Consider the following 23,982-nt stretch of genomic DNA (forward strand, 5'->3'; position numbering starts at 1 on the left):
ATGGCGTGGTGGCGCCGCAGGGCCCAGGAGGTCGACGCCGGTCGCTGGCTCGTCGTCGACGTGGAGACCAGCGGCCTCGATGCGGCGCGCGATCGCCTGCTGGCGGTCGCCGCGATCGCCCTGAGGGTCGACTGGCAGACCGGGCGCATCGCCATCGACCTGGGCGACAGCTTCGAGGTCGTGCTGCGCCAGGCGGTGCCGAGCACGCACGACAACATCCTGCTGCACGGCATCGGTGTGCGGCGCCAGCTGGAAGGACGGCCCGCAGCGGACGGACTGCAGGGCTTCGTGGACTTCGCGGGGCGAGCGCCGCTGCTGGCTTTCCATGCCGCGTTCGACCAGGCGCTGATCGGACGGCACGCACGCGCCTGGCTGGGGGCGGCGCCGGCCAACCCCTGGCTCGACATCGCGCACCTCTGTGCCGTGACTTACCCCGGGGTGCGCGCGCGCTCCCTCGACGAATGGCTGGCGCATTTCGGCATCCGCTGCGCCGCGCGCCACCAGGCGAGCGCCGATACGCTGGCCGAATGCGAACTGCTGCTGCGCATCTGGCCGCGCGTGGCCGCGGAGTGCGCCGGCTGGGACGAGGTCCGGCGGCTGGCGGCGCGTCACCGCTGGATCGCGCACGGCTGAGGCAACGCCCGATCGGCATAGCCCGATGCGGCGGTTTCCGACGCCGTAACGGTGGGTAATCTGGGAAACTGATGCCTCACAGCCCCACGACCGCCATGTCCTTCATGAAGACCGCCGCCGGGCACCAGGTGCTCAAGGACCGCTCGGCGGGCCTGCCGCAGCGCCTGCGGATGGCGCTGATCCTGATCGACGGCCACCGCAGCCTCGAGGAGGTGCTGGCGGCGACGGCGAACAGCGGCGTGACCCGCGCCGACATCGAGCGGCTCATGGCAATGGGGCTGGTGGCCGACGAGCCGGGAGACTCCTATCCGGTGCCGCTCCTGACGGAGACCCGCACCACCGCCACCGAACGCGAACGCTACATGCGGGCCTACGAGATCGCCACGCGCCTCACGGCCGACGTCGGGGCGCGCGACCTGAACCTCGCGGTCGAAGGGGCCGCCTCCCTCGCGGAGCTGGAAGCGCTGGCGCCGCGCATCCGCGCCGCCGTTGGCCCGGTGCGCTTCGCGCCGCTCGACGCGGCCCTGCGGCCCGCCTGAGCCAGCTGCTCGGCAGCGTCCGCGGCAGCGGGCTATAATCGCGGGCTCACCTTGCTGCACCCCGTCCAGACGCCGGGGGCAGCTTCAACCGAGCGCCGCGCGACCGCGCGGCGCGATCCACAAGGAGTCGTATGCGTCACTATGAAATCGTCTTGCTGATCCACCCGGATCAGAGCGAGCAGGTTCCGGCCATGCTGGAGCGCTACAAGGGCATGATCACCACCGGCAACGGCAAGGTGCACCGTGTCGAGGACTGGGGCCGCCGCCAGCTGGCGTACCAGATCAACAAGCTCGCCAAGGCTCACTTCCTGTGCATCAACATCGAGGCCGACCAGGCCGTGATGAGCGAGCTGGAACACGCGTTCCGCTTCAACGATGCCGTGCTGCGCCACCTGACCGTGGTGAAGAAGAAGGCCGAAACGGGCCCGTCCTCCATGATGAAGACCGTGGAGCGCGAGGAAGCCCGCAAGGCGCAGCAGGCGGAGTTCCAGTCGTAAGCGGCAGCTGCCGCCGGGCGTGAACCAGACGATCCTGAGCGCGCGTATCGCGGAGGCCAAGCCCCTGCGCTACACCCCCGCCGGACTGCCCGCCGTCGACCTGAGGCTCGAGCACGAGTCGGAAGCCCTCGAAGCGGGGCATCCGAGGCAGGTCAAGGTGGAGGTCAGGGCGGTCGCCTTCGGGACCGACGCCGAGACGCTTGCGCGGCAGGCGGTCGGCAGCGGATTCAGGTTCACGGGCTTCCTGGCGGCACCGCGGCACGGCAGGCACCCTGTCCTCCACATCCAGTCATTCCAGCAAGACACTTAACTTTCGTAGAGGTCCACCATGGCCACGTTCAAGAAATTCAACAAGGACAAGCGTCCGAAGCGCAACACCCAGTCGCTGCTGTTCAAGCGCAAGCGCTTCTGCCGCTTCACCGTCGCCGGCGTCGAAGAGATCGACTACAAGGACGTCGACACCCTGCGCGACTTCATCTCCGAGAACGGCAAGATCATCCCCGCGCGCCTGACCGGCACCCGCGCGATCTACCAGCGGCAGCTGAACACCGCCATCAAGCGCGCGCGCTTCCTGGCGATGATCCCGTACTCCGACCAGCACCGCATCTGAGGACGCCGCCATGCAAGTCATCCTGCTCGAAAAAGTCATCAACCTGGGCAACCTGGGCGAGATCGTCAAGGTGAAGGACGGCTACGCCCGTAACTTCCTGATCCCCCAAGGCCATGCCCGCCGCGCCACCGACGCGAACAAGGCCGAATTCGAAGCCAAGCGCGCCGAGCTCGAAAAGCAGGCCGCCGCCAAGCTGGCCGAGGCGCAAGCCACGGGCGAGAAGCTGGCCGGCAAGACCGTCAAGCTGACCCAGAAGGCCGGCGTCGACGGCCGCCTGTTCGGCTCGGTCACCAACTTCGACATCGCCGAGGAACTCACCAAGATGGGCTTCCCGGTCGCGAAGGCCCAGGTGCGCATGCCCAACGGCCCGATCAAGACCGTGGGCGACAGCGCCGTGTCCGTGGCCCTGCACACCGACGTGGTGGTGGAAGTCAACGTGACCGTGTACGGCGAAACGGCCTGAGCCTTTTCCGCGCACGGCAAGGCCGCCTTCGGGCGGCTTTTTTTTGGCCTTAGGCAAGCGGCTGAGGCCGGGCAGGTGGAATCACTGTTGTTTCATACAGTGTTTGGTTCATGATAGCTCTGTCGTGGGCGCGCCCATGGCCGGGTTCGGTGGGAACAGCGGCAAGTCGCGAGCGCCCGAAGTCCGAACGGGAAGAGCGAGATGAGCAGCCGTCGAAGCCGCCAGATGCGGAAACAAGCCCGGGCCAGGCAGGAGCTCCCGGTCGCAACAGGTTGGCGGGATCCGCCAGCTGCGCGGCCCAGCCTGCCCGCGCCGCCCGCCGAGGGGTGGAAGCTGATGTCCACGAGCGTGCCGCACCTGCGCGACGCGCCCTGGTGGGTGCGGCTCGCGATGGCGGCGTTCGAGAAGACGGGGATGCTGTTCGGTGCCGGACTGCTCGCCGCGGCGATCCTGCTTGGGGGCATGGCCGCGGTCCTTCCCTCGCTGCGGAGTGCCCTGCTGCGCTGGCTCCTCGGGTTCCTGTAGCGGAACTTGTCCCGTCCTGCCCACTGCCCATCCCCGGCCCGCGCACAGGACGTGCACAGGGTTGGCCGGTGCCGTCCACAGGATGCCCAGAGAAGCTCCCCATGGTTGTTGCTGGACATCCTTACAGCGACAGCGACAATCCTCCTTTGAGGAGAGAACGAGATGTCCGCCGTCCTGAGCGCCGTTGATGACGACTTCCCGCGTGACCGCCAGGTGGCGCAGCTGCGCATCCCGCCGCATTCCATCGAGGCGGAGTCCAGCGTGCTGGGCGGCCTGCTGCTGGACAACCAGGCGTGGGACCGCGTCGGCGACCTGCTCACCGACGGCGATTTCTACCGCTACGAGCACAAGCTGATCTACGCGGCGATCGGCGGCCTGATCAACGCCACCCGGCCGGCCGACGTCATCACCGTCTACGAGCAGCTGCAGGGCCTCGGCAAGGCCGACGAGGTCGGCGGGCTGCCCTACCTGAACTCGCTGGCGCAGTACGTTCCGAGCGCCGCCAACATCCGGCGCTACGCGGAGATCGTGCGCGAGCGCTCGATCCTGCGCAAGCTGGTGTCGGCCAGCGACGAGATCGCCACCGCCGCCTTCAACCCGCAGGGCAAGCCGGTCGAGAAGATCCTCGACGAGGCCGAACAGAAGATCTTCCACATCGGGGAAGAGGGCTCGCGCATGAAGCAGGGCTTCCAGGGCATGGACTCCCTGGTGGTGCAGCTGCTGGACCGCGTGCAGGAGATGGCGGACAACCCGAACGACATCACGGGCGTGCCCACCGGCTTCTACGACCTGGACCGCATGACCTCGGGCATGCAGGCCGGCGACCTGATCATCCTGGCCGCGCGCCCCTCGATGGGCAAGACCTCGCTGGCCATCAACATCGCCGAACACGTGGCGCTGCACGAGCAACTGCCGGTGGCGGTGTTCTCCATGGAAATGGGCGCCGCCCAGCTCGCCGTACGTATCGTCGGCTCCATCGGCCGCATCGACCAGACCCACCTGCGCACCGGGCGCCTCACCGACGACGAGTGGCCGCGCCTGACGGAGGCCATCGAGAAGCTGCGCAACATCTCGCTGCACATCGACGAGACGCCCGGCCTCACGGTCAGCGAACTCCGGGCCAACGCGCGACGCCTGGCGCGCCAGTGCGGCGGCAAGCTCGGCCTGATCGTGGTCGACTACCTCCAGCTGATGAGCGTCTCGGGCGGCATGGCCGAAGAGAACCGCGCCACCGCGGTGGGCGAGATCTCGCGCGGCCTGAAGATGCTCGCCAAGGAGCTCGGCTGCCCCCTGATCGCCCTGTCGCAGCTGTCGCGGGGCGTCGAGGCGCGCACCGACAAGCGCCCCATGATGAGCGACCTGCGCGAATCCGGCGCCATCGAGCAGGACGCGGACGTGATCATGTTCATCTACCGCGACGACTACTACAACAAGGACTCCAAGGAGCCCGGCGTCTCGGAGGTGATCATCAGCAAGCAGCGGAACGGCCCCACCGGCACGGTGAAGATGGCCTTCGTCAAGCAGCTCACCAAGTTCGAGAACCTGGCGATGGGCGGGGGCGGCAGCGACGATTTCTGACGCATCGGTTTGCCGCTCCTTTCCTACGCGGCGCGCGTGCGCCGCGGGCGATGCTGGTCCCAGGACACCCTGGAGACGACCATGCAAGAGATGAACCTGATGCCGACGCTGGCCGAGGCCAACCTGCCGATGCCGGTGGAACAGGTGCCGCCCGAACTCGACGAACCCTCCACGCTGGAGAAGATCAAGGCCGTCGACGAGGCGCGCGACAGCTTTCCCGGCGAGCACTGGCTGGTGCTGGCGCTGGGCATCGCGGTGTGGCAGTTCACGCGCAAGGACCGCCATTGGGCCGTGCGCACGGCCGGTGCCTTCGCGGCCAGCGCCCTGGTGGCACGCGCCGCGAGTGGGCGCGACGGGCTGTCGAAGGTGCTGCGCTACACGCCGTTCGGGCGCGGCATCTCCAACTGCCCGCCGTCGGAACACAACCCGCCGCACAAGAAGGCCTGAAGGCCGTCATCCCCGCGGAGGCGGGCAGCGCCCGAATGGAAGAAGGGCGCCGCGGCGCCCTTCCTTGAATGCCCTGGATTCCCGCCTGCGCGGGAATGACGGGGTTTACAGCACGTCGCTGGCGAAATCCGCCAGCCTGGAACGCTCCCCGCGCGCCAGCGTGATGTGCCCGCTGTGCGGCCAACCCTTGAACTTGTCCACGGCGAACGTCAGGCCCGAGGAACCTTCCGTGAGGTAGGGCGTGTCGATCTGCGCGAGGTTGCCCATGCAGATGATCTTGGTGCCCGGGCCCGCGCGCGTGATCAGCGTCTTCATCTGCTTGGGCGTCAGGTTCTGCGCCTCGTCGATGATCACGTACTTGTTCAGGAAGGTGCGGCCGCGCATGAAGTTCATGCTCTTGATCTTGATGCGGCTGCGGATCAGTTCGTTGGTCGCGGCGCGGCCCCATTCGCCGGCGCCGTTGTCGGTCTTGCCGAGCACTTCGAGGTTGTCGTCGAGCGCGCCCATCCAGGGGCCCATCTTCTCCTCCTCGGTGCCGGGCAGGAAGCCGATGTCCTCGCCCACGCTCACCGTGGCGCGCGTCATGATGATCTCGGTGTAGCGGCGCTCGTCCAGCACCTGCGTCAGGCCCGCGGCCAGCGCCATCAGGGTCTTGCCGGTGCCCGCCGTGCCGGAGAGCGTCACGAAGTCGACCTCCGGGTCCATCAGCAGGTTCATCGCGAAGTTCTGCTCGCGGTTGCGCGTGGTCACGCCCCAGACGGCGTTCTTCAGGTGGCCAAAGTCCTTCAGCGTCTTGAGCACCGCCGTCTTGCCGCGGATCTCGGTCACGCGCGCATAGAGGCTGGGCTCGCCCGGCGCCTCGAAGTAGACGAACTGGTTGATGAAGAGGCCGGGCACGACCGGCCCGCTCACGCGGTAGAAGGTGTGGCTGCCGCTCTGCCAGCTCTCCACGTTGCCGTGGGTCGACCAGAAATCGTGGGGCAGGGCGAGCGAACCCGAATACATCAGGTCCAGGTCGTCCAGCGTCTTGTCGTTGCGGTAGTCCTCGGTGTTCAGGCCCAGCGCGCGCGCCTTGACGCGCATGTTGATGTCCTTGGACACCAGCACCACCTGGCGCGGCGCGTGCTTTTCCTGCAAGGCCTGCACCACGCTCAGGATCTGGTTGTCCGCCTTGCCCGGCGGCAGGCCCATCGGCAGGCCGGAAGGCGACAAGGGCATCGTCTGGAAGAACAGGCAGCCGCCGGCTTCCTTGTGCCCGGTGCTGTCCAGCTTCAGGCCGCTGGCGATGTCCGCCGTCGGCGGGCTGGCCATGGCGTCGAGCGACCGGCTGGCCTGCCGTGCGTTGCGCGCGACCTCGGTCGTGCCCTTCTTGTGGCCGTCCAGTTCCTCCAGCACCACCATCGGCAGGAAGATGTCGTGCTCGTCGAAGCGGAACAGGCTCATCGGGTCGTGCATCAGCACGTTCGTGTCCAGCACGAACATCTTGGCCGTGCCCGACGATTTCTTCTTCTTCGGCTGCGCGGCCGGCACGGTGACGTCCTTGCGCATCCGGCGGGCGGGCTGCGGTTCGTCCAGGTAGGTCTCCACCTCGGCGTCGTAGCTGCCGGCGGGTACGTCGCCGCCACCGGCGCGGGGATCGAAGTCGTCCTGCGCCTGCGGGCGCTCCAGCAGCGTTTCAGCCGCCGGAGCCTCCGTTTTTCGCGCCGCCTTGTGCGAGGAACGGGCCGGGGCGTCGAGGGCTTCCGGCGGGAGCATGGCGGCGCGCTTGGTCGGTGCGGGAGGCAGGGGCATGTGGGGTACGGCTTCCTGATGAGATGAGCGGGGAACAAAAAAGCCGCCAGGCGGGCCAGGCGGCTTCTTCGGGTCTGACGGTGATGACGCTGTGCGTCGGGATCAACGGCATGAATTCATTATGCACACCAAGCCGGGCAGGACAATGTCGGACGGTTTCCTGTTGTGCTGAAGCGTCATGCGGCTGAGCCAACCTATACTGCGCCGCATGACACCGGACGGCGGTCGCACGCTGCAGGAGCTCCTCGCCGACACCGCGCGTGGCGACCACGCGGCGTTCGCCACCGTCTACCAGCGCACGCACGCGCATCTGTTCGGCGTCGCCCTTCGTATGTTGGGGCGTGAGCAGGCCGCAGAAGACGCGTTGCAGGAAGCCTTCGTCAGCGTGTGGAAGAGCGCCACCCAGTACCGCAGCCAGGTGGGCGGGGTGGAGGTGCAGCCCATGACCTGGCTGATCGCGATCGTCCGCAACAAGGCGCTGGATGCGCTGCGCTCGCGCGCCCGCCGCAAGGAGACCGAGCTGCCCGACGCCGATGCCCTGGACCAAGGCGATCCCGCGACCCCCGGCCAAGCCGGCGGCGCCAGCGCGCTGGAGCTCCTGGTGCAGGCGACCCAGGCCCTGCAGATCGAGGATTGCATGGGTGCCCTGCAGGGCAGCCACCGCCAGAGCCTCGCGCTCGCCTACTACCAGGGGCTGTCGCACGCGGAGATCGCGGCGCAGATGGGCGCGCCGCTGGGGTCGGTCAAGGCGTGGATCCGCCGCGGGCTGGAGCGGCTCAAGGCGTGCCTGCAGTCACGGGGCGTGGCGGCATGAGGTACGCCGACCCGCGACTGGTGGAGCACCTGGCTTCGGCCTATGCGCTCGGCACGCTCACGCTGCGTGCGCGCCGGCGCTTCGAACGCCTGCGGCGCGAGCGCCCGGACGTCGACCTCGCGGCCACGCAGTGGGAAGTGCGGCTGGCGCAGCTGGCGCCCTCCGTGCCCGCGGTGCGTCCTTCGCCGCGCGTGTGGCTGGCCATCGAGGCGCGGACACTCCCGCCGGCGACCGCGCGGCCGCCTGGCCGCTGGTGGGGATGGTTCACCCCCGCCGCCCTGGGCATGGGCCTCGGCGGGTTGGCGACGGGCCTGGCCATCGCGTTCGCGACGGTGCTGGTCGCGCCCGCGCTGTTCCTGTCCGCGGACAAGGCCGCGATGCGCAGCGGCGAGAAGCTGCCCATGAGCTACGTGGGCCTGCTGACCGATGCGCAGGGCGACGGCAAGCTGCTGGTCAGCTCGCTGCGCCACGGCCGCACCATGACGATCAAGGTGATCGGACCCATCAGCGCGCCGGCCGCCGGGCGGTTGATGCTGTGGGCGGTGCCGGCGCAGGGTGCGCCCTTCCTGCTGGGGCCCGTGCCGGGCACGGGGTCGGCAGTCTCGACCTTGCCGGACACGTCGGAGAAGCTGCTGTCCAACGTGCGCAAGCTGGTGGTCACCGTGGAAACCGCCGAAAGGCCTGCCGCTCCCAGTGGCACCCCGGTGTTCGCCGGCAACTGCGCCAAGCTCTGGTAACACCTCGCAGCGAATTTTCCTGCCTGGCGATCGCGGGCGCTGCATCCAAATCCCGGAAGCCTCCGTTTGTGGGAGGTGCCGCGAAGAACGCAGCACTCCCATCCACCGATCCAGGAGCTTCGCGATGAATCCTTCTTCCACCCTCCGTCGCCTGTTCGCCGTTCCCGTCCTCGGCCTGGCACTGGCCCTGGCGCAGGGCGTGCACGCCGCCGACACTTCCCCCGTCGCGGTGCCGAGCGCGCAGCCCGACGACTTCGCGGCCGGCAAGAAGGCCGTCGAGGCGAAGAACTGGAAGGCCGCATCCGACAGCTTCGCCCGGGCCGCCGCCAGGGATCCGCGCAACGCGGACGCCTTCAACATGCTCGGCTACTCCCTGCGCTGGCAGAACCGCTACGACGAAGCCTTCGCCGCCTACGACAAGGCGCTGGCGCTGGACCCCAACCACAAGGGCGCGCTCAGCTACTCGGGCATCGGCTACGTGAAGGCGGGCCGTCGCGCCGAGGCGGAAGCCCGCCTCGCGCGCCTGCAGGCCCTGTGTGCGAACTGCGCCGAGACCGCGGAATTGCAGAAGGCGCTGGCCGGTGCGCCGGTCGCCGGCAAGTAAGGCAAAGAAGAAGAGCCGCGGGCCCTGGGGCCGGCGGCTCTGCTGTTGGGCTGGCGGAAGCCAGGCGCGTCAGGCGGCCTTCTTCAGCAGCTTGACGGCCTTGAGGACCTCGTCGACGTGGCCGGGGACCTTCAGGCCGCGCCATTCCTGCTTGAGGATGCCGTCGGCGCCGACCAGGAAGGTGCTGCGCTCGATGCCCTTGACCTTCTTGCCGTACATGATCTTGTTCTTGACCACGCCGAACATGTGGCACATCTTCTCTTCGGTGTCGGCGATCAGCTCGAAGGGCAGCTCGAGCTTGGTCTTGAACTCGTCGTGCGACTTCATGTTGTCGCGCGAGACGCCGAACACGACGGCGCCGGCCTTCACGAAGTCCTTGTACTTGTCGCGGAACTGCATGGCTTCGGTGGTGCAGCCGGGGGTGTTGTCCTTCGGGTAGAAGTACAGCACCACGATCTGGCCCACGTGGGAGGTGTTGGTGACCTTGACGCCGCCCGTGGCGTTCGCTTCGAATTCGGGGAGGGGTTTGTTGACAACGATCGCCATAGGTCCTGGTGCGTGTTTGGTTCTGTGTGACAGTCTTGCTCGTTGGCGGGGGCTTCGCGCAGGCCCGGCCGCAATGCGCGATTTTACCGCGAAACGGGCTGCGGCCGCCCTTTGGCCTCAGGGCGCCGTCTCGAGCAGCAGGGCCACGGCGACTTCGCGCCCCTCCTGCGCCAGGATGTTGTAGGTGCGGCAGGCGGCCGCGGTGTCCATGGTTTCGATGCCGATGCGCCGCATCGCCAGGGGCGCGACCCACGCCGGATGCGGAAAGCGGATGCGCGGGCCGCTGCCGAAGATCACGACCTCCACCTGCAGCTGCGCCAGCGCCTCGAAGTCGGCGACGCCCAGCGCGTCGAAGCCGGCGGCCCAGGCGAAGCGCTCCCCGCGCGAGCCGATCACCACGTTGTGCGTGATCTTCTCGCCGCCCACGCCCACCCAGCCGGGGCCATAGCCCGTGATGGTCTGGACGTCGGATTGATCGGGCTGGAGCTTCAAGGGCGGTGTGCGGCGGACAGGCGCGGGGGGCCGCGCGGGACTGTGGTCAAATTATAGGTTTCACCTCGCATCCGCGCCCGTCAGGAGGGCTTTTTGAAGACCGTCCAGAAATCCACCAAGCTCGCCAATGTCCTGTACGACATCCGGGGACCGATCATGGACGCCGCCCGCCAGATGGAGGAGGAAGGCCACAAGATCATCAAGCTGAACATCGGCAACCTCGCCCCGTTCGGCTTCGACGCGCCCGAGGAGATCCAGCAGGACATGATCCGCAACCTGCCGAATTCGGCGGGCTACACGGACAGCAAGGGCATCTTCGCCGCGCGCAAGGCCGTGATGCACTACACCCAGCAGCAGGGCATCAAGGGCGTGACGCTCGACGACATCTGGCTGGGCAACGGCGCCAGCGAGCTGATCGCGATGTCCACCAACGCGCTGCTCAACGAAGGCGACGAGCTGCTGCTGCCCGCGCCCGACTACCCCCTGTGGACCGCATCGACCGCGCTCTCCGGCGGCACGCCCGTGCACTACATGTGCGACGAGGCCAACGGCTGGATGCCCGACCTCGACGACATCCGCCGCAAGATCACGCCGGCCACCAAGGGCATCGTCGTCATCAACCCGAACAACCCGACCGGCGCGCTGTACTCCGACGCGCTGCTGAAGGAGCTGGTGGCGATCGCGCGCCAGCACGGCCTGGTGGTCTTCGCCGACGAGGTCTACGACAAGGTGCTGTACGACGGCGTGAAGCACACCGCCATCGCCAGCCTGTCGGAGGACGTGCTCACGCTCACCTTCAACTCGCTGTCCAAGAGCTACCGTTCCTGCGGCTATCGCGCCGGCTGGATGGTGGTCTCCGGCGACAAGCGCGCGGCCGGCGACTACATGGAGGGCCTCAACATGCTCTCCAACATGCGCCTGTGCTCCAACGTGCCGGGCCAGTACGCCATCCAGACGGCGCTGGGCGGCTACCAGAGCATCGGCGAACTGGTGGGCGAGGGCGGACGCCTGCGCCGCCAGCGCGACCTGGCGTACGAGCTGATCACCGCGATCCCGGGCGTCACCTGCAACAAGCCGCAGGCGGCGCTGTACATGTTCCCGCGCCTGGACCCCAAGGTCTACCCGATCCAGGACGACCGCCAGTTCTTCCTGGAACTGCTGCAGCAGACGCGCGTGATGCTGGTGCAGGGCTCCGGCTTCAACTACCCCGACCAGCAGCACTTCCGCATCGTGTTCCTGCCGCACGAGGACGACCTGCGCGAAGCGGTCAACCGCATCGCGCGCTTCCTCGAAAACTACCGCAAGCGACACAGTTCATGAAACCGATCCAAGTCGGACTGCTCGGCATAGGCACCGTCGGCAGCGGCGTCTTCAACGTCCTCAAGCGCAACCAGGCCGAGATCCAGCGCCGTGCCGGCCGCGGCATCGAGATCACGATGGTCGCGGACCTCGACACGGCCCGGGCCGAGGCGGTCGTGGGCAGCAGCGCGAAGGTGGTCAAGGATGCACGCGAGATCATCGCCAACCCGGACGTCGACATCGTCATCGAGCTGATCGGCGGCTACGGCATCGCGCGTCAGCTGGTGATGGAAGCCATCGCACAGGGCAAGCACGTGGTCACGGCCAACAAGGCGCTGCTGGCGGTGCACGGCACGGAGATCTTCGCGGCGGCCCACGCCAAGGGCGTGATGGTGGCGTTCGAGGCGGCGGTCGCGGGCGGCATCCCGATCATCAAGTCGCTGCGCGAGGGCCTCACGGCCAACCGGATCGAATGGATCGCCGGCATCATCAACGGCACCACCAACTTCATCCTGTCCGAGATGCGGGACAAGGGGCTGGACTTCGAGGTGGTGCTGAAGGAAGCGCAGCGCCTGGGCTACGCCGAAGCGGACCCGACCTTCGATATCGAAGGCGTGGACGCCGCCCACAAGGCGACGATCATGAGCGCCATCGCGTTCGGCGTCCCCGTGCAGTTCGACCGCGCCTATGTCGAGGGCATCACCAAGCTCTCCTCGGTCGACATCGAGTACGCCGAACAACTCGGCTACCGCATCAAGCTGCTGGGCATCACCAAGCGCGTTCCCCGGGGCATCGAGCTGCGCGTGCACCCGACGCTGGTGCCCTGCAAGCGCCTGATCGCCAACGTCGAGGGCGCGATGAACGCGGTGGTGGTGCAGGGCGACGCCGTCGGCACCACGCTGTACTACGGCAAGGGCGCCGGCAGCGAGCCGACGGCCAGTGCGGTCATCGCCGACCTCGTCGACGTCACGCGCCTGCACACCGTCGATGCCGCGCACCGCGTGCCGCACCTGGCCTTCCAGCCCGAGGCGCTGAGCGACGAATCGGTGCTGCCGATGAGCGAGGTGGTGACCAGCTACTACCTGCGCCTGCGCGTGGCCGACCAGGCCGGCGTGCTGGCGAAGGTGGCCGGCCTGCTGGCCACCGCCGGCATCAGCATCGACGCCATGCTGCAGCGCGAGGCCTCCGCCGTTGGCGGCAAGGGTTCGACGCAGACCGACCTGATCCTGCTGACGCACAACGTGCGCGAAGGCACGATGAACGAGGTGATCGCGCAGATGCAGGGCCTCGCGACGGTGCTGGCCCCGATCACCCGCATCCGCAAGGAAGAACTGGCCTGAGGGCCGAGGGACCATGCTGTACCTGTCCACCCGCGGCCACCCGGACCGCAAGCGCTTCTGCGAGATCCTGCTGGAGGGCCTGGCGCCCGACGGCGGCCTCTACCTGCCCGAAAGCTATCCGCGCGTCGACGCGGCGATGCTGGCGAAATGGCGGGGCCTGCCGTACGCGGACCTGGCCTTCGAGATCCTCTCGCTCTACATCGACGATATTCCCGCGGAGGACCTGCGGGCGATCTGTCGCAAGACCTACACGGCGGAGGTGTTCGGCACGCGCGAGATCGCCCCGCTGAGGAAACTGGAAGAGGGCGTGTTCCTGGAGGCGCTGTCCAACGGACCCACGCTCGCCTTCAAGGACATGGCGATGCAGCTGCTCGGCAACCTGTTCGAGTACGAGCTCGGCCGCCGCGGCGAGGAACTGAACATCCTGGGGGCCACCTCGGGCGACACCGGCAGCGCCGCCGAGTACGCCATGCGCGGCAAGAAGGGCGTGCGGGTCTTCATGACCTCGCCGCACGGCCGCATGAGCCCCTTCCAGCAGGCGCAGATGTTCAGCCTGCAGGACGCCAACATCCACAACCTCGCGATCGAGGGCGTGTTCGACGACTGCCAGGACATCGTGAAGGCGGTCTCGAACGACCTGGCCTTCAAGCGCAAGCACCGCATCGGCACCGTCAACTCGATCAACTGGGCGCGGCTCGTCGCCCAGGTGGTGTACTACTTCGCCGGCTACTTCCAGGCGACTTCCGCCAACGACCGGCAGGTCTCCTTCGCCGTGCCCTCGGGGAACTTCGGCAACATCTGCGCCGGCCACGTGGCCCGCATGATGGGCCTGCCGGTCGCCCGGCTGGTGCTGGCCACCAACGAGAACGACGTCCTCGACGAGTTCTTCCGCACCGGTATCTACCGCGTGCGCGGCAGCAAGGACACCTACGAGACTTCCAGCCCCTCGATGGACATCTCGAAGGCCAGCAACTTCGAGCGCTTCGTCTTCGACCTGGTCGGCCGCGACGGCGCGAAGCTGCGCTACCTGTTCGCCGAGGAACTGGTGGCCAAGGGCCGCTTCGACCTGTCCGGCGACATCGCCCGCGCCCGCGAGCAGTACGGCTTCGTGTCCGGCAAGAGCACGCACGCCGACCGGCTCGCCACGATCCGCGACACGCATGCGCGCTTCGGCACCGTGATCGACACGCACACCGCCGACGGCCTGAAGGTCGCGCGCGCGCACGTCCAGGCCGGCATCCCGATGATCGTGCTGGAGACGGCGCTGCCCATCAAGTTCGCCGCCACCATCGTCGAGGCGCTGGGACACGAACCGGAGCGGCCCGCGAAGTTCGCCGGCATCGAAGGCCTTCCCAAGCGCGTGACCGTGCTGCCCGCCGATGCCGCGCAGGTGAAGCAGTTCATCGCCGCGCACGTGTCATGAAGGTCGTCGGCTTCGCTGGATATTCCGGCGCGGGCAAGACGCACCTGGTCGAGCGCCTGATCCCGGCGCTCCGGATGCGCGGGCTGCGCGTGTCGGTGGTCAAGCACGCGCACCACGACTTCGACATCGACCATCCCGGCAAGGACACCCACCGCCATCGCGAGGCCGGTGCCTTCGAGGTGGTGGTCGCGTCGGACCGGCGGCTGGCGCTGATGCGCGAGTTCGAGCAGCCGGCGCAGCTCTCGGTGCACCACCTGATTTCCGAGCTCTACGACGGCGTCGACTGGGTGCTGGTGGAAGGCTTCAAGCAGAGCAACCTGCTGAAGGTGGAGGTCTGGCGGGCGCAGGCCGGCAAGCCGGCGCGCTATCCCGACGACGCGTTCATCGTCGCGATCGCCACCGACTCGCCCGGCATGCTGCCGGAGCCCACCCTGCGGCCGGTGCTGGATCTCAACGACCCGGATGCGGTGGCGCAGTGGCTGGTCGACAATGGCGACCGGTTCGACTACCACCCGGAGAACTACGCGTGAACGCTGCCCGGCCGCCGCTGCGCCCGCTGGACGATGCCCTCGCGGCCCTGCTGGCGCTCGCGCAACCCCTGGGCGGCACGGAACGCGTCGCCACCTTCGACGCGGACGGCCGGGTCCTGGCGGAAGACCTCGTTTCCACGCTGCAGGTGCCGCCGCAGGACAACAGCTCCATGGACGGCTATGCGGTGCGGCGCGGCGAGATCGCCGACGAAGGCGTTCCGCTGCCGGTGAGCCAGCGCATCCCCGCCGGCGCCGCCGCGCTACCGCTGCAGCCGGGCACGATCGCGCGCATCTTCACGGGCGCGTCCGTCCCCGAAGGCGCGGACGCGATCGTGATGCAGGAGGACACCGAGGCGCTGGAGGATGGGCGCGTCCGCATCCTGCGCGTCCCCTCCGAAGGCCAGTGGATCCGCCGCAGCGGCGAGGACATCACCCGCGGCAGCACGGTGCTGGCGCGCGGCACGCGGCTGGGCCCGGCGGCGCAAGGCCTGGCCGCCAGCATCGGCCGCGACCAGCTGCAGGTGGCGCGCCGGCCGCGCGTGGCGCTGTTCTCCACCGGCGACGAACTCGTCATGCCCGGCCAGGTGGCCCCGGAAGCGATGCAGCCGGGCGCCATCTACAACTCCAACCGCTTCTTCCTGCGCAGCCTGCTGCGGCGCCTGGGCTGCGAGGTGCAGGACTTCGGCATCGTGCCGGACCGGCGCGAAGCCACGGTGCAGGCGCTGCGCGAGGCCGCCTCGGGCAACGACTTGATCCTCACCAGCGGCGGCGTCTCGGTCGGCGAGGAAGACCACGTGAAGCCCGCCGTGCAGCAGCTCGGGTCGCTGGACCTGTGGCAGATCGCGATGAAGCCGGGCAAGCCGTTCGCGCACGGGCGCATCGGCGAAGCGCATTTCATCGGCCTGCCCGGCAACCCGGTGTCCAGCTTCGTCACCTTCCTGCTGCTGGTGCGCCCCTTCCTGCTCCAGCTGCAGGGTGCGGTCGAACTGGCGCCCGCGGCCGTGCCGCTGCCGGCGCATTTCGACTGGCCGCGCGCCGACAGGCGCCGCGAGTTCCTGCGGGCGCGCCGGAACGCGCAAGGCGGACTGGAGCTCTTCCCGAACCAGAGTTCGGGCGTGCTGACCTCCACGGTCTGGGCGGACGGACTCATCGACCTGCCCGCCGGGCAGACGGTGAAGCACGGCGACGTGCTGCGTTTCCTGCCGCTGGCGGAGCTGCTGGCATGAACGTGCGCATCCGCTACTTCGCGTCGATCCGCGAGGCGATCGGCCACGGCAGCGAGACGCTCTCGACCCGCAGCGGGACGCTGGGCGCGCTGCGTGACGAGCTGATCGCCCGCGGCGAGCCCCATGCCTCCGCGCTGGCCCGCGGCAAGTCGGTGCGCCTCGCGCTCGACCAGGAGATGAGCGACGAGGGCGCGGCGCTGCGGGAAGGCTGCGAAGTCGCGTTCTTCCCGCCCGTCACCGGAGGCTGAGGCCGTGGTCGCGCGCGTTTCCATCCAGGCGGCGGATTTCGACGTGGCTGCCGAGATCGCGGCGCTGCGCGCCGGCGACGGCGGTGTGGGTGCGGTCTGCAGCTTCATCGGCACGGTGCGAGACCGCAGCGAAGGCAGCGCCGTGAGCGCGATGGAGCTGGAGCACTACCCGGGCATGACCGAGAAGGCGATCGAGCAGATGATCGACGAGGCCTTCCGCCGCTTCGACATCCGCGCGGCGCGGGTCATCCACCGCGTGGGGCCGCTGCAGGTGCACGACCAGATCGTGCTGGTGGCCGTCACCTCCGCGCACCGCGGCCAGAGCTTCCAGGCCTGCGAATTCCTGATGGACTACCTGAAGACCCAGGCGCCGTTCTGGAAGAAGGAAAGCACGCCGGATGGCGAGCGCTGGGTGGACGCGCGCGTCGCCGACGATGCGGCGCTGGCGCGCTGGGGCATCACGAGCAGCAACTCCTGAAGCCCCGCCGGCTGCGCCGGCGGGACGACGACCTACTTCGGCGTGAAGCCGCTCGCCTTGATGATCCGGTCCCAGCTCTGGGTGTAGCCCTTCACGCGCGCGGCGAAAGCCGCCTGCGGCTGGTAGGCGACGGTGAGTCCCATCGCCGTGAGCTGCTCGCGCACTTCGGGCATCGCGACCACCTTGGCCAGCGCGGCGTTGAAACGCTCCACCACCGCCGCGGGCGTGCCGGCCGGTGCGAACAGGCCGTAGTAGGGCAGCTCCTCCAGGCCGTTGATGCCGAGTTCCCTGAAGGTCGGCACGTCCGGCAGGATCGCCTGGCGCTTGTCGCCGATCACCGCCACGATGCGCACCTTGCCGGCCTTGTGGTTCTCGATGAAGTCCGGGATCGACGCGACGCCGGCCTTGATCTGGTTGCCCAGCATGTCCGCCATCATGGGCGCGCTGCCGCGGTACGGCGCGGCCTGCAGGTCCAGCTGGTAGCGGGTGCCGATCATGCCGACCATGAATTCCGGGATCGAAGCAGGGGCGGGGATGCCGATCGTGTCCTTGCCGCCGTTGCCCTGGACGAAGCGCACGTACTCGGCCACCGACTTCGCCGGGGTGCCGCCCGAGACGGCGAGTGCATTGGCGAAGGTGGCGAAGCCCGCCACCGGCACGAAGTCCACCGCCGGGTCGAAGCCGGCGTTCTTCGTCACCAGCGGAAGGATGGAGATCGAGTGGTCGTGGCTCAGGAAGAACGTGTGCCCGTCCGGCGCCGCCGCCTTGAGCGTCTGCGCGGCGATCTGGCCGCCGGCACCCGCCTTGTTCTCCACCACCACCGGCGCGCCGAGCTGGTCCTTCAGCTTGTCGGCCAGCGCACGCGCGATCGCGTCCGTCCCGCCGCCCGGCGGGAAGCCGACCAGGATGCGCACGGGTGTGCCGGACTGCGCCTGCGCGAAGCCGGCGGCCAGGGTGAGGAAGGAGGCCAGCAGGAGCCGGCGCACGGGGCGGAAGGGGGTTTGCGGATGGGCCATCCGCCAAGCATAGCCGGGCCGCGGCTCAGGCCGCCTGACGCGGGGCTGGCGCGGAGGGCGGGACGAAGGCGGCGCGGGCTTCGTCCTCGAGCTCGCCGGTCAGCAGCTGCAGCAGGTGCAGCAGCTGGTCCTGCTGCTCCTTGTCGAGCGGCGCCATGAGGCGCTTGTAGGCGCGTTCCGCCGGCTTCTGCGCCTGCTGCAGCAGCCGCTCGCCCTCGGCGGTGAGCGTCACGCACACATTGCGGCGGTTGTCCTCGGAGGGCCCGCGGTCCACCAGGCCGCGCGACTGCAGGCCGCGCAGCACGCGCAGGACCGTCACCTTGTCGAAGCCGAGCGCGCGTGCCAGGGTCGACTGCCCCAGGCCGGGGTGGGCCTGCAGCACGGTCAGGACACCGAACTGGGCCGGCGTCAGCGCCACGTCCTTGCAGGCGTCCTCGAACACGGCCGCCGAGATCTGGTGCGCGCGGCGCAGCAGGAAGCCCGGCCGCGCGTACAGGCGCGCGAGCGTGCTGGGGGATTTCGGGGATGCGGGCACGGCGTCTGCTTCTTCTGCGGGTATGCGCGGATTGTGCCCTGCCGCCGGACTCCGAATACTCGTTAGCATGCCAACGCATCGGAGGCCGTCCCCATGATCCCTTTCGTGCGCGCGGCCATGGCCGTGCTGGCGGCCTGCAGCCTGCAGGCCGGGGCCCAGGTGGCGCAGCCCGCCGGCACGGGTGCGCCGCTCAGGCTGGTCGTTCCCTTCACGCCGGGCACCGGCATCGACATCGTCGCGCGGACGGTCGGGCCCCGGCTGGGCCAGCGCCTCGGGCGGCCGGTGGTGGTGGAGAACCGCGCGGGCGCCTCCGGCAACATCGGCACCGAAGCCGTGGTGCGCGCCCCGGCCGACGGCAACACGCTGCTCGTGAGCGTCAACACGCTGGTCATGAACCGCAGCCTCTACCCGCAGCTGCCGTTCGACCCGGTGAAGGACCTCGTGCCGGTGTCGCTCACCAGCTGGGGCCAGCTGCTGCTGGTCACGCACCCGGACACGGGGATCCGCACCGCCGCCGAGCTGGTGGCCGCGGCGAAGGCGAAGCCCGGCCGCCTGAACTACGCCAGCCCCGGCGTCGGCACGCCGCACCACATGTCGATGGAGCTGTTCAAGCAGACCGCCGGCGTGTTCCTTACGCATATCCCGTACCGTGGCACGGCGCAGGCCGTCACCGACCTGCTGGGCGGGCAGGTGGACGCGATGTTCCTGCCCATCCACGTCGCGCTGCCGCACATCCGCACGGGCAAGCTGGTGCCGCTGGGGATCGGCAGCGACAAGCGCCACGCCCTGCTGCCGGAGGTGCCGACCCTCGCGGAAGCCAGGGCCGGCAACGTCAACGTCGCCATGTGGTTCGGCATCTTCGCGCCGCCGGGCACGCCGCCGGACCAGGTCCAGCGCCTGAACCGCGAGCTCCAGGACATCCTCGCCGCCCCGGAGGTGCGCACCGCGTTCCAGTCGCAGGGCATGGACCCGGAAGGCAGCACGCCCGAGGCGTTCCGCCGCCTGGTCGAACGCGACGCCGAGCGCTGGGCGCAGCTGGTGAAGCGCCAGAACATCAGGGCCGAATAGACATGCGCATCGCGATCGTCGGCGGCGGCATCGGCGGTCTGGCGCTCGCGCTGGGGCTGCACCAGCGGGGCATCCCCTGCGACGTCTACGAAGGCGTACCCGAGGTGAAGGAGCTCGGTGTCGGCATCACGCTGCTGCCGCACGCGGTGCGCGAGCTGGCCGCGCTGGGCGTGCAGCCGCAGCTGGAGGCGCTGGGCATCGAGAACCTGGAGAGCGTGTTCTTCAACCGCTGGGGCCAGTTCATCTACCGCGAGCCGCGCGGGCGCCACGCCGGCTACGGCGTGCCCGAGATCGGGATGCACCGCGGCAAGCTGCACGGCGTGCTGTACCAGGCCGCCGTGGAACGCCTGGGCGCCCAGCACGTCCACCTCGGGCACCGCTGCACCGGCGTGCAGCAGGAGGGCGGGCAGGTCACGCTCGGTTTCAGCGACCCGCAGGGCCGTGCACGCGAGCCGGTCCGGGCCGACCTGGTGGTCGCCTGCGACGGCGTGAACTCCACGGTGCGCCGCCAGTTCTATCCCGGCGAGCAGCCTGCCTTCGCCGGCATCAACACCTGGCGCGGCGTCACCGTGCACCCGCCGATCCTCACCGGCAAGACCTACATGCGCATCGGGTCCATCGACACGGGGAAGATGGTCGTATACCCCATCGTGGACGACGTGGACGGCCGGGGCAACCAGCTGGTGAACTGGACGGCGGAGATCCGCCGTGCCGAGAGCGGCATGAACGACTGGAACAAGCCGGGGCGGCTGGAGGACTTCCTCCCGGTCTACCGGGAATGGAAGTTCGACTGGCTCGACGTGCCGCGCCTCATCGCCACGGCGAGCGAGATCCTCGAGTACCCGATGGTCGACAAGGACCCGGTGCCGCAATGGACCTTCGGCCGCGTCACGCTCCTGGGCGACGCCGCGCACCCGATGTACCCGCGGGGCTCCAACGGCAGCGCACAGGCCCTGATCGACGCCTCGACGCTGGCGGGCCTGCTGGCCGAGGGTGGCGATCCTGCGGCCGCCCTGCGGCGCTACGAAGCCGTGCGCCTGCCGGCGACGGCCAAGGTGGTCGAGACCAACCGCACCGTCCCGCCCGACTTCATCATCATGAAGGCCGATGCGCTCAGCGGCGGCCGGCCCTTCCCCGGCAGCATCGACGACCTCGTGAGCCAGGAGGAGTTGCAGCGCATCTCCGACGACTACAAGCGGGTCGCGGGCTTCGCGCTGGAGAAGGCGAAGTAGGCCCCCGGGAGGGCCGTGGTCAGTTCAGGTACCGCGGCTTGGCGGCGTCGCCTTCTTCCAGCGCAGGCTCGACGGCGGCGGCCTGCACGAAGGCGTCGCGCCACCCGGACTGCAGCAGGGCCTGGTCCAGCAGGTGCATCAGGCCCTGCATCAGCTTCGGCTGCATCTCCATCTGGAAGCTGCGCGGCTTGGCATCGCCGGTGGACGGCGGCCGTTCGTTGAAGTTCAGTCGCAGCGGCCCGCTCGCGAGCGGGGTGGCGTCGACGTCGGTGACCAGCAGCGGTTCCTCGCCCAGGGGCAGGCGGCCCTGGCCTTCCTGGTAGGGCGTGTCGAAGTCGGCGTGCTGCAGGAACTCTTCCTTCCGGAAGTCCGCCAGCATCTTCTTGAGTTCGGGGTTGGCGCCCGCAAGTGAAGCTCCGGCGGACTCCAGCTTCAGCAGGTGCTCGGTCAGCAGCTTCGACAGCAGCGGCCACAGCCCCACCATGAGGCGCCGGGTGAGCCACATGCGCATCTCCTCGCCCTCGGTGGTGTTCACGCGCATGAGGATGCGATCCTGTTCGGGCAGGTAGGTGACCGACATCTGGTGGATCTGCATGGCGCTTGATTCTAGTCAGCACGGGCCCGCTCCGCGGGCGCACACTGCCCTTGAAAAGGTCCGCCCCACGCCTATCTGGGCCGTAACGGAGTATTTCCACCATGCGAATCGACAAACTGACCACCAAGTTCCAGGAAGCCCTGGGCGACGCCCAGAGCCTGGCACTGGCCAACGACCACGCCTACATCGAGCCGGTGCACCTGCTGGTGGCCATGCTGCGGCAGGAAGACGGGCCGCGGGCGCTGCTGCAGCGCGCGGGTGCCAACGTGCAGGGCCTGCTGGCGGCGGCCGAGGGCGCGATGCACAAGCTGCCGCAGGTGCAGGGCCAGGAGCAGATCGGCGTCGGCCGCGACCTCGGCGTGCTGCTGCAGGCGGCGGAGAAGGAAGCGCTCAAGCGCAACGACCAGTTCATCGCCAGCGAGAACTTCCTGCTCGCGCTGGCCGAGACCAAGCAGGACATCGGCCGCATCGCGCGCGAGAACGGCCTGGCGCGCAAGGCGCTGGAATCGGCGGTCGACGCCGTGCGGGGAGGGCAGAACGTGAATTCCGCGGAATCCGAAGGCCAGCGCGAGGCGCTGAAGAAGTACACCCTGGACCTCACCGAGCGCGCCCGCATGGGCAAGCTCGACCCCGTGATCGGCCGCGACGAGGAGATCCGCCGCGCCATCCAGGTCCTGCAGCGCCGCACCAAGAACAACCCGGTGCTGATCGGCGAGCCCGGCGTCGGCAAGACCGCCATCGTCGAGGGCCTGGCCCAGCGCATCGTGTCCGGCGAAGTGCCCGAGACGCTGAAGAACAAGCGCGTGCTGTCGCTCGACATGGCCGCGCTGCTGGCCGGCGCCAAGTTCCGGGGCGAGTTCGAGGAGCGGCTCAAGACCGTGCTCAGCGAACTGGCCAAGGACGAAGGCCAGACGATCGTCTTCATCGACGAACTGCACACGATGGTGGGCGCCGGCAAGGCCGAAGGCGCCATGGACGCGGGCAACATGCTCAAGCCGGCGCTGGCGCGCGGCGAGCTGCACTGCGTCGGTGCCACCACGCTCGACGAATATCGCAAGTACATCGAGAAGGACGCCGCGCTCGAGCGCCGCTTCCAGAAGATCCTCGTCGGCGAGCCGACCGTGGAGGCGACCATCGCCATCCTGCGCGGCCTGCAGGACAAGTACGAAGCGCACCACGGCGTGGACATCACCGACCCGGCGATCGTCGCGGCGGCGGAGCTGTCGCACCGCTACATCACCGACCGGTTCCTGCCGGACAAGGCCATCGACCTGATCGACGAGGCGGCCTCCAAGATCAAGATCGAGATCGACTCCAAGCCCGAAGCCATCGACCGCCTCGACCGCCGCATGATCCAGCTGCAGATCGAGCGCGAGGCGATGAAGAAGGAAAAGGACGAAGCCTCGCAGAAGCGCCTGTCGCTCATCGAGGAGGAGATCGCGCGCCTGCGCAAGGAGACTTCCGACCTCGAGGAGATCTGGAAGGCCGAGAAGGCTGCCGCGCAGGGCAGCGCCCAGATCCGCGAGGAGATGGAAAAGGTCAAGTTCCAGATCGAGGAGCAGAAGCGCAGCGGCGACTTCAACAAGGTCGCCGAGCTGCAGTACGGCAAGCTGCCGGCGCTGGAAAAGCAGCTGAAGGAAGCCCAGGCCGCGGAAGCGGCCAAGGGCAAGAGCGGCAAGCCGCAGCTGCTGCGCACGCAGGTCGGCGCCGAGGAGATCGCCGAGGTCGTGGCGCGCGCCACGGGCATCCCCGTGTCCAAGCTGATGCAGGGCGAACGCGAGAAGCTGCTGCAGATGGAGGACAAGCTGCACGAGCGCGTGATCGGGCAGGACGAGGCGATCGCCGCGGTGTCCAATGCGATCCGCCGCTCGCGCTCGGGCCTGTCGGACCCGAACCGGCCGACCGGCTCGTTCCTCTTCCTCGGCCCCACCGGCGTGGGCAAGACGGAGCTGTGCAAGGCGCTGGCGTTCTTCCTGTTCGACAGTGAGGAGCACCTCATCCGCATCGACATGAGCGAGTTCATGGAGAAGCACTCCGTGGCCCGGCTGATCGGCGCGCCGCCCGGCTACGTCGGCTACGAGGAGGGCGGCTACCTGACCGAGGCCGTGCGCCGCAAGCCGTACAGCGTGATCCTGTTCGACGAGATCGAAAAGGCGCACCACGACGTGTTCAACGTGCTGCTGCAGGTGCTGGACGACGGCCGCCTCACGGACGGCCAGGGCCGCACCGTGGACTTCAAGAACACCGTGATCGTGATGACCTCCAACATCGGTTCGCACATGATCCAGGCGATGGTGGACAAGCCCTACGAGGACGTGAAGGAAGCGGTGTGGGACGAACTCAAGAACCACTTCCGGCCGGAGTTCCTGAACCGCATCGACGAGACGGTGGTGTTCCACGGCCTGGGCGCCGGGCACATCGCGCGCATCGCGAAGATCCAGCTGCGCGTGCTGGAGCAGCGCCTGGCGAAGATGGACCTCACGCTGCAGGTGTCGCCGGCGGCGCTGGAGGAACTGGCGAAGGTCGGCTTCGACCCGGTGTTCGGCGCGCGGCCGCTCAAGCGCGCGATCCAGCAGCGCATCGAGAACCCGCTGTCGAAGCTGATCCTCGAGGGCCGCTTCCCGCCCAAGAGCACGATCCCGGTGGAGGTCGACCCGGTGCGCCAGCCCGGGGTCTTCCACTTCGGCGCGGCCCGCGAAGCCGCGGCCGCCTGACC

The 23,982-nt window shown here is 68.9% G+C and carries 28 protein-coding genes; 22 read left to right on the forward strand and 6 right to left on the reverse strand.

Annotation, left to right across the window (positions count from 1 at the left end; genetic code table 11):
* From IM787_RS16360 to IM787_RS16400, 9 genes are all read left to right on the forward strand, one after another.
* Positions 1–633, forward strand: a complete 633-nt coding sequence (locus IM787_RS16360) for a 3'-5' exonuclease (protein WP_193677736.1) — start codon at positions 1–3, stop codon at positions 631–633.
* A gap of 104 nt (positions 634–737) precedes the next feature.
* Entirely contained in the window at positions 738–1,172 is a 435-nt protein-coding gene (locus IM787_RS16365; protein ID WP_227494403.1) for a hypothetical protein, read from the forward strand.
* A gap of 131 nt (positions 1,173–1,303) precedes the next feature.
* Complete coding sequence (gene rpsF, locus IM787_RS16370; RefSeq protein WP_193677737.1) at positions 1,304–1,669, forward strand: 30S ribosomal protein S6; 366 nt, start codon at positions 1,304–1,306, stop codon at positions 1,667–1,669.
* Between the two features lie 19 nt (positions 1,670–1,688).
* A complete protein-coding gene (gene priB / locus IM787_RS16375; protein ID WP_193677738.1) occupies positions 1,689–1,979 on the forward strand; it encodes a primosomal replication protein N in 291 nt (96 codons plus the stop codon).
* An 18-nt stretch (positions 1,980–1,997) separates the two neighbouring features.
* A complete protein-coding gene (rpsR, locus tag IM787_RS16380) occupies positions 1,998–2,279 on the forward strand; it encodes a 30S ribosomal protein S18 (RefSeq protein ID WP_193677739.1) in 282 nt (93 codons plus the stop codon).
* Between the two features lie 10 nt (positions 2,280–2,289).
* A complete protein-coding gene (gene rplI, locus IM787_RS16385; RefSeq protein WP_193677740.1) occupies positions 2,290–2,742 on the forward strand; it encodes a 50S ribosomal protein L9 in 453 nt (150 codons plus the stop codon).
* Positions 2,743–3,078: 336 nt separating this feature from the next.
* Positions 3,079–3,267 (forward strand): hypothetical protein, encoded by a 189-nt coding sequence (locus IM787_RS16390; protein WP_193677741.1) that lies wholly within the window; start codon positions 3,079–3,081, stop codon positions 3,265–3,267.
* Positions 3,268–3,429: 162 nt separating this feature from the next.
* Positions 3,430–4,845, forward strand: a complete 1,416-nt coding sequence (dnaB, locus tag IM787_RS16395) for a replicative DNA helicase (protein WP_193677742.1) — start codon at positions 3,430–3,432, stop codon at positions 4,843–4,845.
* Between the two features lie 81 nt (positions 4,846–4,926).
* Positions 4,927–5,292, forward strand: coding sequence for a hypothetical protein (locus IM787_RS16400; protein ID WP_193677743.1), 366 nt, complete (start codon positions 4,927–4,929; stop codon positions 5,290–5,292).
* Between the two features lie 105 nt (positions 5,293–5,397).
* On the opposite strand, the gene IM787_RS16405 is transcribed toward IM787_RS16400, so the two are convergent.
* The gene (locus IM787_RS16405) at positions 5,398–7,083 is read right to left on the reverse strand and encodes a PhoH family protein (protein WP_193677744.1); all 1,686 of its coding nucleotides are present in this window, start codon (positions 7,081–7,083) and stop codon (positions 5,398–5,400) included.
* A gap of 208 nt (positions 7,084–7,291) precedes the next feature.
* On the opposite strand from IM787_RS16405, the gene IM787_RS16410 reads away from it, so the two are divergent.
* From IM787_RS16410 to IM787_RS16420, 3 genes are all read left to right on the forward strand, one after another.
* Positions 7,292–7,897 carry an RNA polymerase sigma factor gene (locus IM787_RS16410; protein ID WP_193677745.1) on the forward strand — a complete coding sequence of 202 codons (606 nt, stop codon included), beginning with the start codon at positions 7,292–7,294 and terminating at the stop codon, positions 7,895–7,897.
* Positions 7,894–8,634 (forward strand): anti-sigma factor, encoded by a 741-nt coding sequence (locus IM787_RS16415; RefSeq protein ID WP_193677746.1) that lies wholly within the window; start codon positions 7,894–7,896, stop codon positions 8,632–8,634. The genes IM787_RS16410 and IM787_RS16415 overlap by 4 nt, the downstream gene beginning before the upstream one ends.
* Before the next feature lie 124 nt (positions 8,635–8,758).
* The gene (locus tag IM787_RS16420) at positions 8,759–9,238 is read left to right on the forward strand and encodes a tetratricopeptide repeat protein (protein ID WP_193677747.1); all 480 of its coding nucleotides are present in this window, start codon (positions 8,759–8,761) and stop codon (positions 9,236–9,238) included.
* A gap of 69 nt (positions 9,239–9,307) precedes the next feature.
* Here the strand turns inward: IM787_RS16420 and IM787_RS16425 are convergent, their stop codons facing one another.
* Together IM787_RS16425 and IM787_RS16430 are read right to left on the reverse strand one after the other, a co-directional pair.
* Positions 9,308–9,784, reverse strand: a complete 477-nt coding sequence (locus tag IM787_RS16425; protein WP_193677748.1) for a peroxiredoxin — start codon at positions 9,782–9,784, stop codon at positions 9,308–9,310.
* Positions 9,785–9,901: 117 nt separating this feature from the next.
* The gene (locus IM787_RS16430) at positions 9,902–10,276 is read right to left on the reverse strand and encodes an Mth938-like domain-containing protein (RefSeq protein ID WP_193677749.1); all 375 of its coding nucleotides are present in this window, start codon (positions 10,274–10,276) and stop codon (positions 9,902–9,904) included.
* A 93-nt stretch (positions 10,277–10,369) separates the two neighbouring features.
* On the opposite strand from IM787_RS16430, the gene IM787_RS16435 reads away from it, so the two are divergent.
* From IM787_RS16435 to IM787_RS16465, 7 genes are read left to right on the forward strand one after another with little or no spacing between them, the layout of a single operon-like run.
* Complete coding sequence (locus IM787_RS16435) at positions 10,370–11,596, forward strand: pyridoxal phosphate-dependent aminotransferase (protein ID WP_193677750.1); 1,227 nt, start codon at positions 10,370–10,372, stop codon at positions 11,594–11,596.
* On the forward strand, positions 11,593–12,915 hold the full coding sequence (locus IM787_RS16440) for a homoserine dehydrogenase (RefSeq protein WP_193677751.1): 1,323 nt from the start codon (positions 11,593–11,595) through the stop codon (positions 12,913–12,915). Before IM787_RS16435 ends, IM787_RS16440 begins: the two co-directional genes overlap by 4 nt.
* Before the next feature lie 13 nt (positions 12,916–12,928).
* Complete coding sequence (gene thrC, locus IM787_RS16445) at positions 12,929–14,338, forward strand: threonine synthase (protein ID WP_193677752.1); 1,410 nt, start codon at positions 12,929–12,931, stop codon at positions 14,336–14,338.
* Positions 14,335–14,868, forward strand: coding sequence for a molybdopterin-guanine dinucleotide biosynthesis protein B (mobB, locus tag IM787_RS16450; protein WP_193677753.1), 534 nt, complete (start codon positions 14,335–14,337; stop codon positions 14,866–14,868). The genes thrC and mobB overlap by 4 nt, the downstream gene beginning before the upstream one ends.
* Positions 14,865–16,094 (forward strand): molybdopterin molybdotransferase MoeA, encoded by a 1,230-nt coding sequence (locus IM787_RS16455; RefSeq protein ID WP_193677754.1) that lies wholly within the window; start codon positions 14,865–14,867, stop codon positions 16,092–16,094. The genes mobB and IM787_RS16455 overlap by 4 nt, the downstream gene beginning before the upstream one ends.
* Positions 16,091–16,342 (forward strand): molybdopterin converting factor subunit 1, encoded by a 252-nt coding sequence (moaD, locus tag IM787_RS16460; protein WP_193677755.1) that lies wholly within the window; start codon positions 16,091–16,093, stop codon positions 16,340–16,342. The genes IM787_RS16455 and moaD overlap by 4 nt, the downstream gene beginning before the upstream one ends.
* Before the next feature lie 4 nt (positions 16,343–16,346).
* A complete protein-coding gene (locus IM787_RS16465; RefSeq protein ID WP_193677756.1) occupies positions 16,347–16,820 on the forward strand; it encodes a molybdenum cofactor biosynthesis protein MoaE in 474 nt (157 codons plus the stop codon).
* Positions 16,821–16,852: 32 nt separating this feature from the next.
* Here IM787_RS16465 and IM787_RS16470 read toward each other — a convergent pair whose 3' ends face one another.
* Both IM787_RS16470 and IM787_RS16475 read right to left on the reverse strand, forming a co-directional pair.
* Positions 16,853–17,836: a Bug family tripartite tricarboxylate transporter substrate binding protein gene (locus IM787_RS16470; protein WP_193677757.1), complete on the reverse strand. Its 984-nt coding sequence runs from the start codon at positions 17,834–17,836 to the stop codon at positions 16,853–16,855.
* A gap of 25 nt (positions 17,837–17,861) precedes the next feature.
* Positions 17,862–18,371 (reverse strand): MarR family winged helix-turn-helix transcriptional regulator, encoded by a 510-nt coding sequence (locus IM787_RS16475; RefSeq protein WP_354004431.1) that lies wholly within the window; start codon positions 18,369–18,371, stop codon positions 17,862–17,864.
* Between the two features lie 93 nt (positions 18,372–18,464).
* On the opposite strand from IM787_RS16475, the gene IM787_RS16480 reads away from it, so the two are divergent.
* Together IM787_RS16480 and IM787_RS16485 are read left to right on the forward strand one after the other, a co-directional pair.
* Positions 18,465–19,439, forward strand: coding sequence for a tripartite tricarboxylate transporter substrate binding protein (locus IM787_RS16480; RefSeq protein WP_193677759.1), 975 nt, complete (start codon positions 18,465–18,467; stop codon positions 19,437–19,439).
* 2 nt (positions 19,440–19,441) lie between these two features.
* On the forward strand, positions 19,442–20,671 hold the full coding sequence (locus tag IM787_RS16485; RefSeq protein ID WP_193677760.1) for a flavin-dependent oxidoreductase: 1,230 nt from the start codon (positions 19,442–19,444) through the stop codon (positions 20,669–20,671).
* Positions 20,672–20,690: 19 nt separating this feature from the next.
* On the opposite strand, the gene IM787_RS16490 is transcribed toward IM787_RS16485, so the two are convergent.
* Positions 20,691–21,266 (reverse strand): hypothetical protein, encoded by a 576-nt coding sequence (locus IM787_RS16490; RefSeq protein ID WP_193677761.1) that lies wholly within the window; start codon positions 21,264–21,266, stop codon positions 20,691–20,693.
* A 101-nt stretch (positions 21,267–21,367) separates the two neighbouring features.
* Between IM787_RS16490 and clpB the strand changes: the two genes are divergently transcribed.
* Positions 21,368–23,980 carry an ATP-dependent chaperone ClpB gene (gene clpB / locus IM787_RS16495; protein ID WP_193677762.1) on the forward strand — a complete coding sequence of 871 codons (2,613 nt, stop codon included), beginning with the start codon at positions 21,368–21,370 and terminating at the stop codon, positions 23,978–23,980.
* Positions 23,981–23,982 lie beyond the last annotated feature (2 nt).

The organism is Ramlibacter pallidus (genome assembly GCF_015070875.1).
In the GTDB taxonomy this organism is placed as follows: domain Bacteria; phylum Pseudomonadota; class Gammaproteobacteria; order Burkholderiales; family Burkholderiaceae_C; genus Ramlibacter; species Ramlibacter pallidus.